A 15,630-nucleotide genomic window follows, 5' to 3' on the forward strand; every position below is an offset into this window, starting at 1 on the left:
CATCGAGCGTGCGCGAGAGGGAGGCGCGCACGGCGGGCTCTTCTCGCATCGCGAGGATGGGGAGAGCTTGAGCTTGCCTGCATACTGCGGCCGCAGGTGGGTATGGGGAGCCTCTCGGGCGTGCCCTACGTTGCTGCCCTTGGTGCCTGCGAGGGCCTCGAGCAGCTGGGCGTCTCTGGTGTGGGTGTGGGTTGGCCAGCGGATGTCGTGAGCGAAGACGGCACGGGGCTGGTGGCGCGCGTGCGCGCGAGCGCCGGTTATGCTGAGGGGATGTTCGTGGTCTGCTCGCTGGCGTTTGACGTGGAGGGCGGTGCGCACGCTGCGGAGTTGCCCGGAGGCGATCGGGTCGCAGATGTCGTGTGCGGCGCCATTCTCGCCCGCGTCGATGCCTGGGCGAGAGCCGTGGGGGCGGGTGGCACCATGGCGGGTCCGCTTGCGCCAATCCTCTCGGACTACTTTGACCGCATGGTGCTTATGGGCAAGCCGGTCGAGCTGGTGTATCCCAACGGTCGTGTGGCCATGCGAGGCACCCTTGCGGGCGTTGACGTGTGGGGTCGCGCCACGGTGAGAAACGAGCTGGGCGGCGAGGTTGAGGTCTCGCCCGAGCAGGCGTCGATCCGCGCGGCGAAGTAGGTGCGGGCTTCTCGGCCGGACGTGAGTCCGCACGCCTACGCCTTGTCTTGTACTAGCCCTTCCATCCAGTCCAGACACTTCTCATAGGCTTCGAGTCCTGCGGGGTTATCGATATCCCGATCAAAATCGTGCTCAAGGCCATATGCAGTGAACATTTTTGCGTGAAGCGCCCGTGCGAGTGACTTAGATACAGCGTATGGCACATCCTCGTCAGCGGTGGATGCGGCGTAGAAGACCGGGGGCATGCCGGACTGTCTGGATGGGGTGAGTGCATTCGGATCCCTTTCATCCGGCTGAAGGCCAAGCATGGATTGCCAGCATCCGTTCTGTCTCGCGTATACGTAGAGTGAGTACCGTTCGCTCATGGGGCCGGACGTTACGGGCGCGTCGCTCACAATGTCACGAATTGAATCTGACGAAACTGGCGAATACTGCTGGTAGTGCTTTGAGGCAACGGTAAGCCGCTCATCGCACATGTCACCGTAGCCATAGAAATCGATGACTCCCGTTGGTCGAACGGGCGACCCAGACTGCGCTATCCGAGAAGAGAGAGTGAGCGCAAGGTATGCTCCTGCGGACCTCCCAAATACGAAAATCCGTTCTGCCCCAAGAAGTGATGCCATGGTGCCCGCCACCCACTGCCAGAGTCCATCGACAAAGGCATTGATGCCCCTGATGGGGGTCTCGGGCGCAAGAGGATAGTCCGCAAGCATAAGCTTGCATCCACGTGCGACGAAGGCGTCTACGTATGGCTTGGGCAAGTCATCTCGCTCGCCATAAAGTAGCCCTCCGCCGTGAAGGTAAAGGGTGAGCGAGCGGGAGAGGGGGAGAGACCGTGAACCGTCTAAACCTTCGCCGGGCTCGTGAATCGTAATCCCAGCACGAATCCCGTCCCATGTGAATACTTCCTCACGAGTCATGAGAACTTCCAATCAATTTAGTCCGAGACTTTCCACTTACGACTTCCAGTTGGGGCCAAGCAGCGCGAAGATTTTCTCTGCAAGTAGTACCTGCATCAGATCATCGGTGTTGTGAACGTCAACCCCGTACTCATCGCGTATGCGCTCGACGCGATAGCGGACCGTCTTGGGATGCACGTAGAGTTGGCTTGCCGCCGCACTGTAGCTGCATTCATTAGCGCAGAGCGTTGCAAGAGTCCGGAAGCCCTCCGGGTTCTCTTGCCTGAGCCGATCCAATCGCGGATCGAGATACGACGCGAGCTTCGAGGAGTCCCCGATGTCAATGAAGAACTTCAAGAGTCCAAGGTCCTCGTATCTGATGTAGCGGTCGGCGAGCTGGCTCGCATCGAACAACTTGTAGATGGAGAGAACCTCCGTGTTTGCCCGGGGGATGTCGTAGCGGCTGACATGGCTTGAGAGCACTAACAGATGAGAAAAGCGCGGCAGAGAGTCATCACCATGCATGTTGTCAAGAATGGTCGCCATCTCGTCTTTGTCAAATCCAATAGAACCGGATGTGTGGTTGCGAAGGAACGAGAGGCGGTTGTTGCTCTCGAAGAAAACGGAATTGGGATACAATCGGCGGACCCTGCGCTGGAAAGTATTAAGCAGGTCCCGCACCCTGTCCGTCTGAGAGGGGTCAAGCACCGAAAATCTCAGCAGCATTACCTGGTAGAGGGCGTGGGCTCCAATGCTAAGCTCATCTATGGCCTCATCGACCTCCTCATTCGAAACATAGCGACCTTGGAGGAGGTCGTGGACGAGCATGTTGTTCCGGTTGTATAGCTGTTGGTCTATTGCCTCCTGCTTGAGGAGCTCGATCGAGAGGAGGTTCACGTAGTTGTCTATTGTCATGCGCTGGAAGGCCGATACATCCTCTGGAATGGTATGCACAATGAGATAACAAGAGCCATGCGACTGGCTTGGAATGTTGACCGCCAGTGCTGGCTCGGAATGCGTGTCCCAGTAACGAAGCGTTGCATTGTAGTAGTGGTTTGTCTGGTATTTCTGGTAGCGAAATTCCGAGAGCGTTGCCGACTCGAACGCGCTTGCATCTTCGTCAGTTCCCACGTGGGCATCGTCTGCCCTGTCGAAGAAGCTGACCTCGCATCCCATGCGCTCCTTCAACTGGGAAACCACTTCGTAGATGCTCGGCTGCTGCAGTGCCAAGCGCATGGTCTTCCGGTGGGTCTCATAGAAACTGTCGAGGAGTTGTGCATTGGAATCGATTACGGTGCCCATGACATCCATGAGGACTGCCTCGAAGTTGATCGTAGATTTCATCTGAACAAATGGTATCGACCGCGCCTCGCAGGCATCGAGAGAAGGCTGGAGTAACTCTGCTGGCGTTCTGCCCGGCTTGTAGATTATTCCGGCTATGCCGATGCCGGCGACTTTGTCATAGAACTCGAGGCGATCGCTGGGGCCCAAAGGAATGAGAGCGAAGAGGCTCGTAACGAGGACGAGGCCCGGCCTTCCCCACTTCTCAACATCAGGGCCTTCCATGACCATCGCGTTTGTGACCTCGCGGTCTAGTCCAGAAGCACCGGCGAGGACCACGGCTCCCTCCAGAGAAGGTAGACACAGGATATCCTTCATAATCATCTGTCGTTCACTCTGTGGCAGGGCGGATTCCGCCATATAGCCTCCCGGTAAACAGTTGGGCTAGTTCTTCTTATGTGCAGAATAGTCGGGGGTGTTTATCAGAGCTTTTCCAAATATGAAAAAAGAAACCGCAAAAACTTATCCCCCATAGCACAAGACCATTGTGACTGCCAACGAGAAACTTGAGCCATCACGTCAAGGGAGGTTATGGGTTCCGGCCGGGCCATGACCTCAGCATGATGAAGAACCGCTATTTCAGGGAGGTCCTCATGCTCCAAACGGTGGTCAAGAAGAACAGCTATCAGGATTCCATCAACCTGATGCTCCTTACCAACAGGATTAATGCCCTTGAAGGTGTGACGAAGAGTCAGATCATGATGGGGACGGAAGCCAACAAAGACATTTTTAGAAACGCCGGTTTGCTCACGCCGGAGGCCGAAGCTGCCAGCCCGAGCGATATGGTTGTCGTGGTCGACTCCGAGGACCCAAACGTTCTCGATGCGGTTCTCGCAAAGACGGAGGAGTTCCTATCGGATTTGTCCGTCAAGAAGAGCGAGCCCGATTTGAAGGAGGTTACCAACTGGGATGATGCCCTGAAGGCGCTTCCCGACGCCAACCTCGCCCTCTTCTCTACGCCTGGTGAGTACACCACGCCTGAGATTGAGAAGGCACTTGACCGCGGACTCAACGTGTTCTCGTTCTCGGACAACATCTCACTTGACGATGAGGTGCGTCTCAAGCACAAGGCACATGAGAAGGGCCTCATGCTCATGGGGCCGGATTGCGGCACGGGTGTCATCTCATCTATTCCTGTCGCATTCACTAACGTCTCCAAGCCGGGCAACATCGGTATCGTGGGGGCGTCGGGGACTGGCATCCAGGAGGTCGCTGCCATCATCGATCGCCTTGGCGGAGGCCTCATCCACGCCATTGGCACCGGTGGCCGTGACCTTAGCGCTGAGGTTGGGGCAACTACGGTGAAGGACGCCGTCGTGGGCCTCGAGAACCACGAGCCTACCGATGTCATCTGCGTCATCTCGAAGCCGCCTGCGCCAGAGGTCCGCGACGAAGTCATTGACCTTTTGGAGAAGTGCACGAAGCCCGTTGTGGCCATCTTCCTTGGCGAGAAGCCTGAGCATCATCTCGGCAAAGTCTATCTCGCCCACACACTCGAGGAGACCGCCCGCATTGCGGTTGACCTTGCAAACGGCAACCCCGTAAAGAAGAACTACCTCGAGCCTCTGGACTTTACGTGCGACAAGCCCCTTCCCGAAGACAAGACGGTCATCGGCCTCTACTCTGGCGGAACCCTTGCGAACGAGGCAGGCATGCTCGTTTCCGAGGCGCTTGACCTGGGCGGCGTCGTCAAAGAGGATGGCTACATACTGCACGCCAAGGGTTATGATGTTATTGACCTCGGTGATGACATCTATACGCAGGGCAAGCCACATCCCATGATTGACCCCGAGGTTCGCATCAATTACATTCGCAAGTACGCCCCCATGGAGTCCACCGGCGTCATCCTCTTCGATTGCATGCTTGGCTATGGATGCCATCCGGACATGGCAGGCGCTCTCGCTCCTGTGATTAGCGAGCAGTTGGAGAAGGCAAAGGCTGAGGGTAGAGAGTTCTACTTCGTGGGCTCTGTCACTGGGACCGAGAACGACCCGCAGGATTACCACAAGTCATTCGAGGAACTCCGCGATGCCGGCGCCATCATGGAGACCTCGAATGCGCGCGCCATTCGTCTGGCCCTTGAGCTCAAGGGCATTCATTTCGCCGAGAAGGACCGTGACGTCATTCCCTATGAAATCAAGGACCAGTCACCCTTGCCACAGCCCAGCGCTCAAGTGACCGAGCTTCTCAACACCACCCCTCGCATTATCAACGTTGGCGTCAAGAGCTTCAACGAATCGCTGCGTGCGTATGGCGCGAAGACGGTGCAGTTTGACTGGAAGCCTCTCGCCGGCGGAAACAAGCGAATGATCCATCTGCTCGATGAACTCGACAAGCGTCGCGATGAGATTGACGCAGCGAACGCTCGTATGGTCGAGAGGTTCAAGAACTCTCAACCGTTCCTCGTAGACGTAGTCCCCGCTAAGACTGTGATACCGGAGCTAAACCGAGAGAAGAAGACACTGCTGCACTCCGGTCCTCCCATCACCTGGGAGCACATGATGGGGCCGATGAGGGGCTCCTGCATCGGTGCGGCGCTGTTCGAGGGCTGGGCGCAGACCGAGGACGAGGTGCTCAGACTCCTCGAGTCCGGTGAGGTTGAGTTCATGCCCTGCCATCACGTTCACGCCGTTGGCCCGATGGGCGGTATCACCTCAGCGAATATGGCTGTCCTCGTCGTCCGCAACGTGGTTGATGACACGGTTGCATACTGCACCATGAACGAGGGCATAGGCAAGGTTCTCCGCTTTGGCGCGTATAGTCAGGAGGTTGTCGACAGGCTCCACTGGATGGCGGATGAGCTTGGCCCGGTTCTCTCCAAGGCGCTCAAGCTCAAGGACGGCGGCATCAACCTAAGCGCTCTTATCGCGCGCGCCATTACGCAGGGAGACGAGTTCCATCAGCGCAATATGGCGGCATCCCTTAACTTCCTAAAGGAAGTGGCGCCGCTCATCGTCAGGACCGACGCTTCCGAGGGCGCCAAAGAGCGAGTGATTCAGTTCCTTGCGGATACGGACCAGTTCTTCCTCAACGTGATGATGGCCACCGGCAAGGCCATCGTGGATTACGCACGCAAGGATGAGGAGAGTTGCATTGTCACTACGATGACTCGCAATGGCTACGAGTTCGGTGTGCGCATTGGCGCATGTGGCGACGAGTGGTTCACGGCGCCGGTCAATACGCCGCGCGGTCTCTACTTTGCCGGGTTTAGCGAGGAAGACGGCTGCCCTGACAACGGTGACTCGTCGATTACCGAGACCGTGGGTGTGGGCGGTATGGCAATGGTTGCTGCGCCAGGCGTGACCCGGTTCGTTGGTGCAGGCGGGTTTGAGGACGCGCTGAACATCTCTAACGAGATGGAGCGCATCTGCGTGACCCACAACCCCAACTGGACGATTCCCACTTGGGACTTCAAGGGCACGTGCCTCGGCATTGACATCCGAAAGGTCGTTGCGACCGGGATTACTCCTCTTATCAACACGGGCATTGCCCACAAGAAGGCCGGCGTCGGACAGGTTGGCGCGGGTACCGTGAGGGCCCCTCTCGCGTGCTTCGAGAAGGCACTCGAGACATATTGCGTCAAGCTTGGCATCGAGTAGCGCGTGGGTGGTGGGCTTATAGACTGGACGGGCGGGGGCGTCATTAGCGATTTCGCCCTCGCCCGCACGAGAGGCAACGCCACGGGAGTTGTCCACAGTGTGTTCTCTTCGAGCCTCAACGTGCGGTTGCCGAGTGTGCTTCTGCACATCGGGCTTGAGGGGGACGGGCTGTCGGTTCTTGGCATCGCTTTGCCAGAGGATTGTCTGCGGCCCCTGCTGGAAAGCGTGCGGGTTGGCGGCAGGGCACAGGTCCGTGACGGTGTTCTTCGGGTGTATGGGGTGGGGCTTGTCATCCAGGTGCATCTTGGTGCGTTTCGGATTTCCGCCTGTGGCATTCCACGTCTGAATGCCTGTCAGAGGGGCGATCTTCTCTGCATGCTGGACGGGCTTTCGCTCGAGGGACGGCTCGGCTTGCCCGCGGATGGGGCGCTGGAACGTGTGACAGAACTCATGTCGAGGGGGTTGGATACAAGCGAGTGCCGCAAGGCCTGCATCTCGTATCTGCTTGGACGTGGAATCGGGCTCACTCCTTCGGGGGATGACGTGCTTGTGGGTTATGGCATCGGCCTTCAAATGGGAGGGGTTGGCACAGAGTTTTGCGATGCGATAGCCAAGGAGAATCTCGAGATAACGACGGATGTCAGTGCGGCTTATCTTGGCGCGATGAGTAAGGGATACGCGAACCGAGGCTTTGTCGACTTGACCGATGGGCTGAGGAACGGAGAGCTGGTCGATGGAGCGCTCAGGAGGCTCCTTGCAGTTGGACACACTTCTGGTGCAGATGGGCTTTGGGGTCTGAGCCTTGCGTTGAGATTCGAGCTGGGGGGAGAGTGTCCGGCACAAAGGCGCATTTGGCACATAAGGCAAGTACGACAGGCCGGATGAAAGGGAAAGTGAGACAAATGACAGATAAGAAAAAGGGAGTAAGTTCAACGACGCTGATTGTCATCTCCATGGTGCTCGGGGTCGTTGTCGGTTTCATTGTCGGTGAGCCCATGAATAACGTTAAGTTCATTGGCGACATTTTCTTCCATCTCGTACAGATGGGCATCATTCCCTTTGTTATGTGCACCATCATTGAAGCGGTCGGCGCCCTTGATGCAAAGGCGTTCTCCGGGTACGGCCTGAAAGGTATTGGCTGGTTTGCGGCATCGTCTCTGCTTGCTGCCGGCATCGGCCTTGTTCTTGCGGTCAACATTCAGCCCGGCGCAGGCATCGAAGCCTCAACGGCCTCTGTCGATTACCAATCCACCAGCGTTACCTTCCAGGATACAATCAGCGGATTCTTCGGCTCGAACATCGTTTCTTCCATGAGCAATGGATCAATGGTTCAGTGCATCGTGTTCGCTATCGCACTTGGCCTCGCCTGCTCCGTTTGGCGCAGGACCCATGACAACGAGTGCCTCGTCTATGACTTCTGCAGCCAGCTCTCCAAGCTCATCCTCAACATCATCCGTGCGGTGATGAAGATTGCCCCCATTGGCATTTTTTGCTATGTGAGCGCAATGATTGGCAGCCTTGGCCTTGCGGTCCTTATCCCTGTCGCAATGTACCTTGTCGTTATGGCCATTGCCGTTGCGATAATGTTTGTCATCTGGATTGCCCTTGTGTCGGTGCGCTGTAAGTACAACCCCATCCGCCTGATTCGGAAGATGTGGCCGATGAGTGCTCTTGCGCTGGGCACCATCTCCTCCGCCGTTACGCTGCCGACCGCCCTTGAGGACACCAAGTCCAAGCTCGGCGCTGACCCCGAAATCGCTGACCTTCTCATGGTCCTCGGCATGCCACTCAATTCCAACGGTGCTGCCATCCACCTTGCCGTGACGGCTCTGACGATTGCTCAGATTTACGGTGTCGCCTTCAGTGGTGGCCAGCTCGTCTACGTGTGGATCATCTCCTTCCTGCTCTCCCTGGCCAACGCCGTTTCGCCTGGCGCGTCGCTGGTCTCTATGACCATGATCGTTCCCCAGCTCGGTCTGCCCATGGAGTCCATCGCCATCTTTGCCGGCCTCGAGTATCCCACCGGTGCGCTCCGTACCATCCTCAACGTCGATGGCGACGTGTACACCTGTCTGATGGTCTCTGCAAGCGAGGGCAAGCTCCATTCGGAGGTTTTCTACGACAAAGAGACCCCCAAGCCCGAGGTCGAAGCATAGACGGGCCCAAGGGGTTCTGCGAGGACGGAAGGAAACGTGTTGCGGAGGGGTGCGATGGGGCATCGCACCCCTTTCCTTCAATTCCAAGAAGGAGTGAAACATGACTGCAGGAAAGACCAGGAATACATCCCCGACAATGCTCATCGTTATCTCAATGGTTGCGGGTTTCATTGTGGGTGCCACTGTTGGTGAGTCGACGAACAACGTTAAGTTCATCGGTGACATCTTCTTCCACCTGGTTCAGATGGGCATCGTGCCATTTGTCATGTGCACCATCATCGAGGCCATTGGTGGCCTTACTGCTAAGGACCTCTCTAACATCGGAATCAAGGGTATCATCTGGTTTGCCGCGTCCTCAATTCTCGCGTCCGCCTTCGGCATCGTTTGCACTCTCGTCTTTCAGCCCGGTGTCGGCCTCGCCAACTCTGTTCTCGTGCAGAACGCAACAACAACGGTGGAGGTATCGAATGGGATTTGGCAGGATACCGTCTTGGGCTTCTTTGGTTCAAACATCGTGGCATCGATGAGCGCCGGTGCCATAGTCCCCTGTATCGTCTTTGCAATCGTCCTGGGTCTGGTCTGCTCTGGTTGGAGGCAGGCGTATGACAACAAGTGCGTGGTCTACGATTTCTGCGTTGAGCTTGCGGCGCTTATCCTCAATATCATCCGTGCGGTCATGAAGGTCGCTCCCGTCGGCATCTTCTGCTATGTCTCCGCGACGGTTGGTTCCATGGGCGCCGAGGTCATCGTGCCACTCTTGAAGTACCTGCTCGTTCTCGGCAGCACAGTTCTCTTGTTCATGGTTCTATGGATTGTTGTCGTGTGCGTGCGCTGCGGGCTGTACCCCGCGCGCCTGATTCGCAAGATGTGGCGCATGAGCGTGATGGCGCTCTCTACCACGTCGAGCGCTGTGGCCCTTCCCGTTGAGATGCAGGATGCCAAGGAGAGACTCGGTCTGCGCGAAGACATCGCTGACCTCGTGCTTCCGCTTGGTATGCCGCTCAACTCCAATGGCGCTTCCATCCATCTTGCTGTGACGTCGCTAACAATCGCGCAGATTTATGGGGTCACCTATGCTGGAGCAGAATTGGTTTCGCTGACGGTGATCTGCACGCTCCTCTCGCTTGCCAATGCCGTTGCGCCTGGTGCCGACCTTGTCTCGCTGACTATGATTGTTCCGCAGCTCGGGCTGCCGCTCAACAGCATTGGAATCTTTGCGGGCCTTACCTACCCGGTGGGTGCCATACGTACGATTCTCAACGTGAACTCGGACGTGTACTGCGCTCTGATGGTTGCGGCTGACTATAGCGACGGCATAGACCGCGCCATTTTCGATGCTGACAACTGAGTCTCAGGCTGGCATCTAGCTTTAGTTCATTAGTTTGCAAATACAGCATTTGTCCCGGAGGAGTCCATCGGGGGGTGGGATCTTCAGACGGGCGTCCCGGAAGGGAAGGATTGAGATGAATTGGAACCTGCCGGTCAACCGTGTAGTCATTGCATTGGGTGGCAACGCGCTTGGCAATACGCCAGAAGAACAGATGACTCGCCTTCGCGATGCCGCACCAACGCTGCTTCGTGTAATTGAACAGGGAAACGAAATCATTATCACCCACGGGAACGGTCCTCAAGTCGGGATGATAGAGAGCGCGTTCGAGCTGGCACACAAGGTCAATCCGCAGAAGATTCCAGACATGGATCTGCCAGAGTGCGGCGCAATGAGTCAGGGTTACATTGGGTATCAGCTTCAGCAGGCAATTGGCGCCGCGATGCACAAAGCGTACAAGCGATGGCATGTTGCGACGGTCGTCACCCAAATAGAGGTCAATCCCGAGGACCCGGCTTTCGAGAATCCAACTAAGCCCATCGGCGCATTCCTCACCCGTGAGGAGGCCGTGGCCGAAAATGCGAAACATCCGGACTGGACGTTTATCGAGGACTCAGGGCGTGGTTGGCGAAGGGTGGTCGCCTCTCCCGTTCCGAAGAAGATCGTCGAGAGTGAGAGCATTCTGAACCTGCTGGATAATGAGTTCATCGTGATTGCCTGCGGGGGTGGCGGCATCCCCGTTGTCAGGGACTATTCCGACAAGGGCGCCTACAAGGGTGTTGCGGCGGTTATCGACAAGGATATGGGCGGCGAGCTGCTTGCTGAGGATTGCCATGCAGACAGGTTGGTCTTGCTGACTGCCGTGGACCACGTGGCAATCAACTTTGGTAAGCCTAACCAGGAAGACCTTGTTGACATCTCTGTCGAAGAGGCAAATCGATACCTCGAGGAAGGGCAGTTTGGCAAGGGTTCAATGGAGCCTAAGGTACGCGCTGCAGTAAAGTTTGCAGAGAGCAGGCAGGGTCGAACTTGCATTATCGGTTCGCTCGAGCACGCCGCAGAGGCAATGGCAGGCTTGTCTGGCACTCGCATTCACGCATAGGCTGATCCCACCTCCGTTTTAGCCATCTTGGGAGCATGAGCGCTCGCGGGATATGAGCTCCCACGAGCGCTCTATTCATCATTAGCACTGCTGGTGCAGCCAGATTTCACGGATGCCACGCAGCGTGAGGCCGGGGTCCACAGTACAGAAGAGGTCGGTTGCCGCGCTCACGGTACGGGCGAGGCCACCAGTTCCCACCACAGGCGCATTCTCTATGCCCAGTTCGCGCTTGATACGGGCGACAAGGCCTTCCGCCTGAGCTGCCGCTCCTATGACAATGCCAGACTGTACGGCCTCCTCGGTTGTCTCGCCTAGCGCGTGGGCTGGGGCTTCGATGGGCACGCTTGCGAGCTTTGCCGCCCTCGAGAAGAGCGCCGACGCCGAGAGCATGAGGCCGGGGGAGATTGCGCCGCCGCGGTAGGCGCCCGTGGCGTCGATGACGTCGATGTTGGTTGCGGTCCCAAAGTCAACGACGATGACCGGCGCGCCGTAGGAGTGCCGTGCGGCCACGGCGTTGGCAATGCGGTCTGCGCCCACCTGGGTGGGATTGGGCATGTCGATGCGTATCCCGGAGTCTGCCTGCGGGGTTATTACCAGGGGCTCTGTGCCGGTGCGGTCGAGCAGGCACCTGTGCCATGCCTGCGTAAGCACGGGTACCACGCAGGCGATTCCCGCAGTCGTGACGCGCGCCTGGTCAAAACCGTCCTTGTTGAAGTAGCCGTGCAGGCGGGCATCGATCATGTCGGGGGTGTCCGTGCGGTTTGTCGCCATGCGCCATCCATGCGCTACGCTACCGTCCTCATCGAAGAGGCCGAGCGTGGTTTGGGTGTTGCCAACGTCTACAGCGAGAAACATGGGCGATCCTTCCATGTCGAGAAAACGGGGGATAGGACGGAAGCGCGCTTGGCTCGCCCGCGACCCGCGTGTTCATTAGAACATATGCGCCGCTGGTGCGCAGGCGACATCCGTGGACGTTCGTGGTACGTCGGGTGGACGCTCGTCACGGGCCGTCGGGCTTCTCGCCCGTGTCGTCTGGGCTGCGAACCACCCGTCCCCACGCACAAAAGTGAACACGAATTCGACTGGTAGCAACCAGCTGCTTGGAAAACGTGGCCAAGATGGCTGCCCCGATTGAAAACGTGTTCACTTTTTGGATTGGTCTCGGAGCTGGCCCGGGGTCGCTCGGGGCCGGCCGGACCCGTGGCGGGGTCGCTCCGCATCGTTCCCGTGCACGTCTCGACACACCTAGCGATTCTCCACACACCGTCTGCAGCCAATTTGCTATACTCCGAGAGCTTGACCGTCTTGGGGTGGGGCAACCCACGCCAAGACATCACCACCCCTGTCCTGGTCGGAAACCAGGACCGACAAAAGGAGCCCTGCAATGAAGCAAGGAATTCACCCTAACTACGTGGAGTGCACCGTCCGCTGCACCTGCGGGAACACGTTCAAGACGCGTTCCACCAAGCCCGAGCTCATCATCGATCTCTGCGACAAGTGCCATCCGTTCTACACTGGACAGCAGAAGCTCGTCGACACCGGCGGCCGCGTCCAGCGCTTCGCCAACAAGTTCGGTGGCGCCGCTCAGGCCAGGCTCGATGCAGCCAAGGCCGAGAAGGCTGCCAAGGCCGCTAAGGCCGCAGAGCAGGAGGCCGCCCGCAAGGCCACCAAGGAGGCCAAGGCTGCCGAGAAGGCCAAGCGTGCCGCCGAGTACGCCAAGAAGGCCGAGGCAAAGGCTGCTAAGGTTGCCGAGAAGGCCGCCGAGGCTCCCGCTGAGCCCGAGGCCACCGAGGCCGTAGCCGAGACTCCCGCAGCCGAGTAACGCTCGCTCAGAGTGCACTGCAAGAACGGGGAGGTCGACACCGGTCGGCCTCCCCGTTGCGTTGTCGTCTTGTGCGATGGCGCCCGCTGCATCCTACACAAGGCTGTCAGACCAGTTTGAGGCCCGAATCCGTGCCGGCATCGACGCCAGCGTCAGTTCCGCCAGAAGCCGCTGCGTTCGCAGCCTTGCGCATGACCTCCACGACCCCCTCCATGCGCTTCTTGGCCTCGTCTTCGGTTTCCTGTACGTAGGTGCAGTTGCACTCGGCAACCACTGCCTCGAGAGCCTTCGTACGACGGACCGCCTCAAACAGCTGATCCATCTGGCTCACCGCCTTCGCGCGGGCGATGAGGGCCTGCGCGTCGGTGGGGGAGAGCTGCAGCAGGTGTGGCAGCTCGGTCTCGTCGACCTTGATGTTCTTCTTGCTTGCATAGGCGTCAAGCGCCGCCTCGTGCTCGACCTCCTTCGTGGCCTCGGCCTGGAGCATCGCATCGAGCTGGTCGGACCGCACGCCCATCTGCGCGAGAACGGCTTCCATGGGCTGGCCGGTCGTGGCGATTTTCTGCGCGATGTCCTGGAACAGCGTGTCTTTCACCTGCGCCACCTGGGATGCCGGGACCGACTGGCACAGGCGCTCGGCGAGCGCGTCGAGACACGCGTCGGCCTTCTGCTCCTCGGCAGAGTCCTCGCTCAGGGAGCTGAGATACGCGCGGGTCTGCTCGCACAGGCGCTGCTCGTTCTCGATGCCATCGAACTTGTCGGCTACCCATGCGGGATCGGCGAGGTCCTTCTCGGTTCCGCCGGCCTCTCGCACCAGGCTTCGTACGGCAAGCTCGACCTCCTCGTCCGTGGTGTGGACAACGTGCGCCTGCACGTCAACCGGTCCGTACGAGGTGAGAGTGTAGAACGCCCTGTTCCCAATGACAAGCGGCTCGGGCTTCTGGATGGTCATGAATCCTCCTGACTGCGCGGCTGACTCATGCGCGCAACTGACTTCTGGGCAGTATGCCCAACCAACGCCGAGAAAATCCGCGGCACCGCTTGCCGCAACCCCTTTCCACCCCGCGCTCACCAGCTGCGCAAATTGGAGCAGAATGGGAGCGCGAGGATAACATGCCCACAAGAAGAGGCACCTCGCGGAGAGGAACAAGGGGAGCATGGCAGACACAACCACCACCATCCACACGGACGTTGCGATTGTCGGCGCGGGACCGGCGGGCATATTCACGGCGCTGGGACTTATCGGCAAAGGGGACACGCGCTCCATTACCATCGTCGAGAAGGGACTGCCTGTCGAGAAGCGCAGCTGTCCCAAGGCCAAGGTGGGCCACTGCGTCCACTGTCAGCCGTGCCGCATCACCACGGGCTTCTCGGGTGCCGGCGCCTTCTCGGACGGCAAGCTCTCGCTCTCGCGCGAGGTGGGAGGCGACCTGCCCGACCTTATCGGTCACCAGTTCGCGCAGGACACCATCGATCGCGTTGACCAGATGTACCTCGACTTTGGCGCCGATCCGCACGTCGAGGGCCTTGGACATGCAGATGACGTTGTCGAGATTCGTCGCCGCGCGATCAGCGCGGGCCTCAAGCTCGTGGACTGCCCCATCCGCCACCTTGGCACCGAGAAGGTCCAGCAGCTCTACGCGCGCATCGAGAAGCACCTGCTCGATGCCGGCGTGAACGTCCTCTTCGAGACCGAGTGCGAGGAGGTTGTGATCGAGGGCGGCGTATGCCATGGCCTTGCGGTGCGCAGTCGTGACGGAGAACGGCGCATTGTGGCTGGCGAGACGATCGTCGCCACGGGGCGCCGTGGCGCGAGCTGGTTTGGCACCATGTGTGACGAGCACGGCATTGGTCACGTGGCCGGCCCTGTGGACGTGGGCGTGCGCGTGGAGGTGCGCAACGAGGTCATGGAGCGTGTGAACGACGTGCTCTACGAGTCCAAGCTCATCGGCTACCCCAATCCCTACAAGAACAAGGTTCGCACGTTCTGCCAGAACCCCGGTGGCTTTGTGAGCCAGGAGAACTACGACGAAGGCCTTGCGGTGGTGAACGGCCATTCGTTCAAGGACCGCAAGAGCCCCAACACCAACGTGGCCGTGCTCTGCACGCTCAACTTCAAAAGCCCCTTCGACAAGCCCATCCTCTACGCGCAGCGCGTGAGCGAACTCGTCAACATGCTGGGGGCCGGCCACATCCTGGTGCAGCGCTTCGGCGACATTCTCGACGGCAAGCGTACCTGGCCCAAGGAGCTCTCGCAATCCAATGTGGTGCCCACCCTGCCCGATGCCGAGGCCGGAGACATCACCGCCGCCATGCCCATGCGCCCCATGGTCGAGATCATCGAGTTCATCAAGGCCGTCGACCGCGTGGTTCCGGGATTTGCCTCCTACGAGACGCTGCTCTACGCGCCCGAGGTCAAGTTCTACAGCAACCGCGTCCAGATGGACGAGAACTTCGACACCAACGTGCAGCACCTCCACTGCTTGGGCGACTCTTCCGGCTGGACCCGCGGCCTCATGATGGCTTCGGTGATGGGCCTGCTCATGGGCGAGAAGCTTGCCGACAGGGGCAAGTAGGGTAGGGCGTAGGGCCCTCGCTGCATTCGCCGCCACGTTGCTACCGCTTGCCGGCCAACCACGTGGCGGTGTTTTTCTCCACCTTAACTGTATTAAACTCACTAGTACAGTTAGGACGGATGCCAAACGGCCGAGCGGCTCGGCCGTGCTGCCGTCCGATTGTCCGCCGCGGGGA

Annotated in this window: 12 protein-coding genes; 8 read left to right on the forward strand and 4 right to left on the reverse strand. The window is 59.0% G+C overall.

Features of this window, described 5'->3' with window-relative positions:
* Positions 1-120 precede the first annotated feature (120 nt).
* Positions 121-633: a hypothetical protein gene (locus E0E00_RS06025; RefSeq protein WP_130811586.1), complete on the forward strand. Its 513-nt coding sequence runs from the start codon at positions 121-123 to the stop codon at positions 631-633.
* Between the two features lie 35 nt (positions 634-668).
* Here the strand turns inward: E0E00_RS06025 and E0E00_RS06030 are convergent, their stop codons facing one another.
* Complete coding sequence (locus tag E0E00_RS06030) at positions 669-1,553, reverse strand: alpha/beta hydrolase (RefSeq protein WP_130811587.1); 885 nt, start codon at positions 1,551-1,553, stop codon at positions 669-671.
* Positions 1,554-1,589: 36 nt separating this feature from the next.
* The gene (locus E0E00_RS06035; RefSeq protein WP_165443573.1) at positions 1,590-3,197 is read right to left on the reverse strand and encodes a PucR family transcriptional regulator; all 1,608 of its coding nucleotides are present in this window, start codon (positions 3,195-3,197) and stop codon (positions 1,590-1,592) included.
* A 269-nt stretch (positions 3,198-3,466) separates the two neighbouring features.
* On the opposite strand from E0E00_RS06035, the gene fdrA reads away from it, so the two are divergent.
* From fdrA to arcC, 5 genes are all read left to right on the forward strand, one after another.
* On the forward strand, positions 3,467-6,472 hold the full coding sequence (fdrA, locus tag E0E00_RS06040) for a DUF1116 domain-containing protein (protein WP_130811589.1): 3,006 nt from the start codon (positions 3,467-3,469) through the stop codon (positions 6,470-6,472).
* 99 nt (positions 6,473-6,571) lie between these two features.
* On the forward strand, positions 6,572-7,357 hold the full coding sequence (locus E0E00_RS06045) for a DUF2877 domain-containing protein (RefSeq protein WP_130811590.1): 786 nt from the start codon (positions 6,572-6,574) through the stop codon (positions 7,355-7,357).
* Positions 7,358-7,374: 17 nt separating this feature from the next.
* On the forward strand, positions 7,375-8,628 hold the full coding sequence (locus E0E00_RS06050) for a dicarboxylate/amino acid:cation symporter (RefSeq protein WP_130811591.1): 1,254 nt from the start codon (positions 7,375-7,377) through the stop codon (positions 8,626-8,628).
* 100 nt (positions 8,629-8,728) lie between these two features.
* Positions 8,729-9,976, forward strand: coding sequence for a dicarboxylate/amino acid:cation symporter (locus E0E00_RS06055; protein WP_130811592.1), 1,248 nt, complete (start codon positions 8,729-8,731; stop codon positions 9,974-9,976).
* Positions 9,977-10,091: 115 nt separating this feature from the next.
* Positions 10,092-11,057, forward strand: a complete 966-nt coding sequence (arcC, locus tag E0E00_RS06060) for a carbamate kinase (RefSeq protein WP_130811593.1) — start codon at positions 10,092-10,094, stop codon at positions 11,055-11,057.
* A gap of 81 nt (positions 11,058-11,138) precedes the next feature.
* Here arcC and E0E00_RS06065 read toward each other — a convergent pair whose 3' ends face one another.
* Positions 11,139-11,912: a type III pantothenate kinase gene (locus E0E00_RS06065; RefSeq protein ID WP_130811594.1), complete on the reverse strand. Its 774-nt coding sequence runs from the start codon at positions 11,910-11,912 to the stop codon at positions 11,139-11,141.
* A gap of 529 nt (positions 11,913-12,441) precedes the next feature.
* On the opposite strand from E0E00_RS06065, the gene rpmE reads away from it, so the two are divergent.
* Complete coding sequence (gene rpmE / locus E0E00_RS06070) at positions 12,442-12,879, forward strand: 50S ribosomal protein L31 (protein ID WP_130811595.1); 438 nt, start codon at positions 12,442-12,444, stop codon at positions 12,877-12,879.
* A gap of 106 nt (positions 12,880-12,985) precedes the next feature.
* On the opposite strand, the gene E0E00_RS06075 is transcribed toward rpmE, so the two are convergent.
* Entirely contained in the window at positions 12,986-13,831 is an 846-nt protein-coding gene (locus tag E0E00_RS06075; protein ID WP_165443574.1) for a hypothetical protein, read from the reverse strand.
* A 205-nt stretch (positions 13,832-14,036) separates the two neighbouring features.
* On the opposite strand from E0E00_RS06075, the gene E0E00_RS06080 reads away from it, so the two are divergent.
* A complete protein-coding gene (locus tag E0E00_RS06080; protein ID WP_130811597.1) occupies positions 14,037-15,455 on the forward strand; it encodes an NAD(P)/FAD-dependent oxidoreductase in 1,419 nt (472 codons plus the stop codon).
* The last annotated feature ends 175 nt before the right edge of the window (positions 15,456-15,630 follow it).

The sequence above is a fragment of the Olsenella sp. Marseille-P4559 genome, from assembly GCF_900605015.1.
GTDB lineage: Bacteria > Actinomycetota > Coriobacteriia > Coriobacteriales > Atopobiaceae > Tractidigestivibacter.

Bases quoted from the DNA above. Each gene is read 5' to 3' on its own strand.
- E0E00_RS06030 (WP_130811587.1), bottom strand. From the start codon at position 1,553: ATGACTCGTGAGGAAGTATTCACATGGGACGGGATTCGTGCTGGGATT.
- E0E00_RS06035 (WP_165443573.1), bottom strand. From the start codon at position 3,197: ATGATTATGAAGGATATCCTGTGTCTACCTTCTCTGGAGGGAGCCGTG.
- fdrA (WP_130811589.1), top strand. From the start codon at position 3,467: ATGCTCCAAACGGTGGTCAAGAAGAACAGCTATCAGGATTCCATCAAC.
- E0E00_RS06050 (WP_130811591.1), top strand. From the start codon at position 7,375: ATGACAGATAAGAAAAAGGGAGTAAGTTCAACGACGCTGATTGTCATC.
- E0E00_RS06055 (WP_130811592.1), top strand. From the start codon at position 8,729: ATGACTGCAGGAAAGACCAGGAATACATCCCCGACAATGCTCATCGTT.
- arcC (WP_130811593.1), top strand. From the start codon at position 10,092: ATGAATTGGAACCTGCCGGTCAACCGTGTAGTCATTGCATTGGGTGGC.
- E0E00_RS06065 (WP_130811594.1), bottom strand. From the start codon at position 11,912: ATGTTTCTCGCTGTAGACGTTGGCAACACCCAAACCACGCTCGGCCTC.
- rpmE (WP_130811595.1), top strand. From the start codon at position 12,442: ATGAAGCAAGGAATTCACCCTAACTACGTGGAGTGCACCGTCCGCTGC.
- E0E00_RS06075 (WP_165443574.1), bottom strand. From the start codon at position 13,831: ATGACCATCCAGAAGCCCGAGCCGCTTGTCATTGGGAACAGGGCGTTC.
- E0E00_RS06080 (WP_130811597.1), top strand. From the start codon at position 14,037: ATGGCAGACACAACCACCACCATCCACACGGACGTTGCGATTGTCGGC.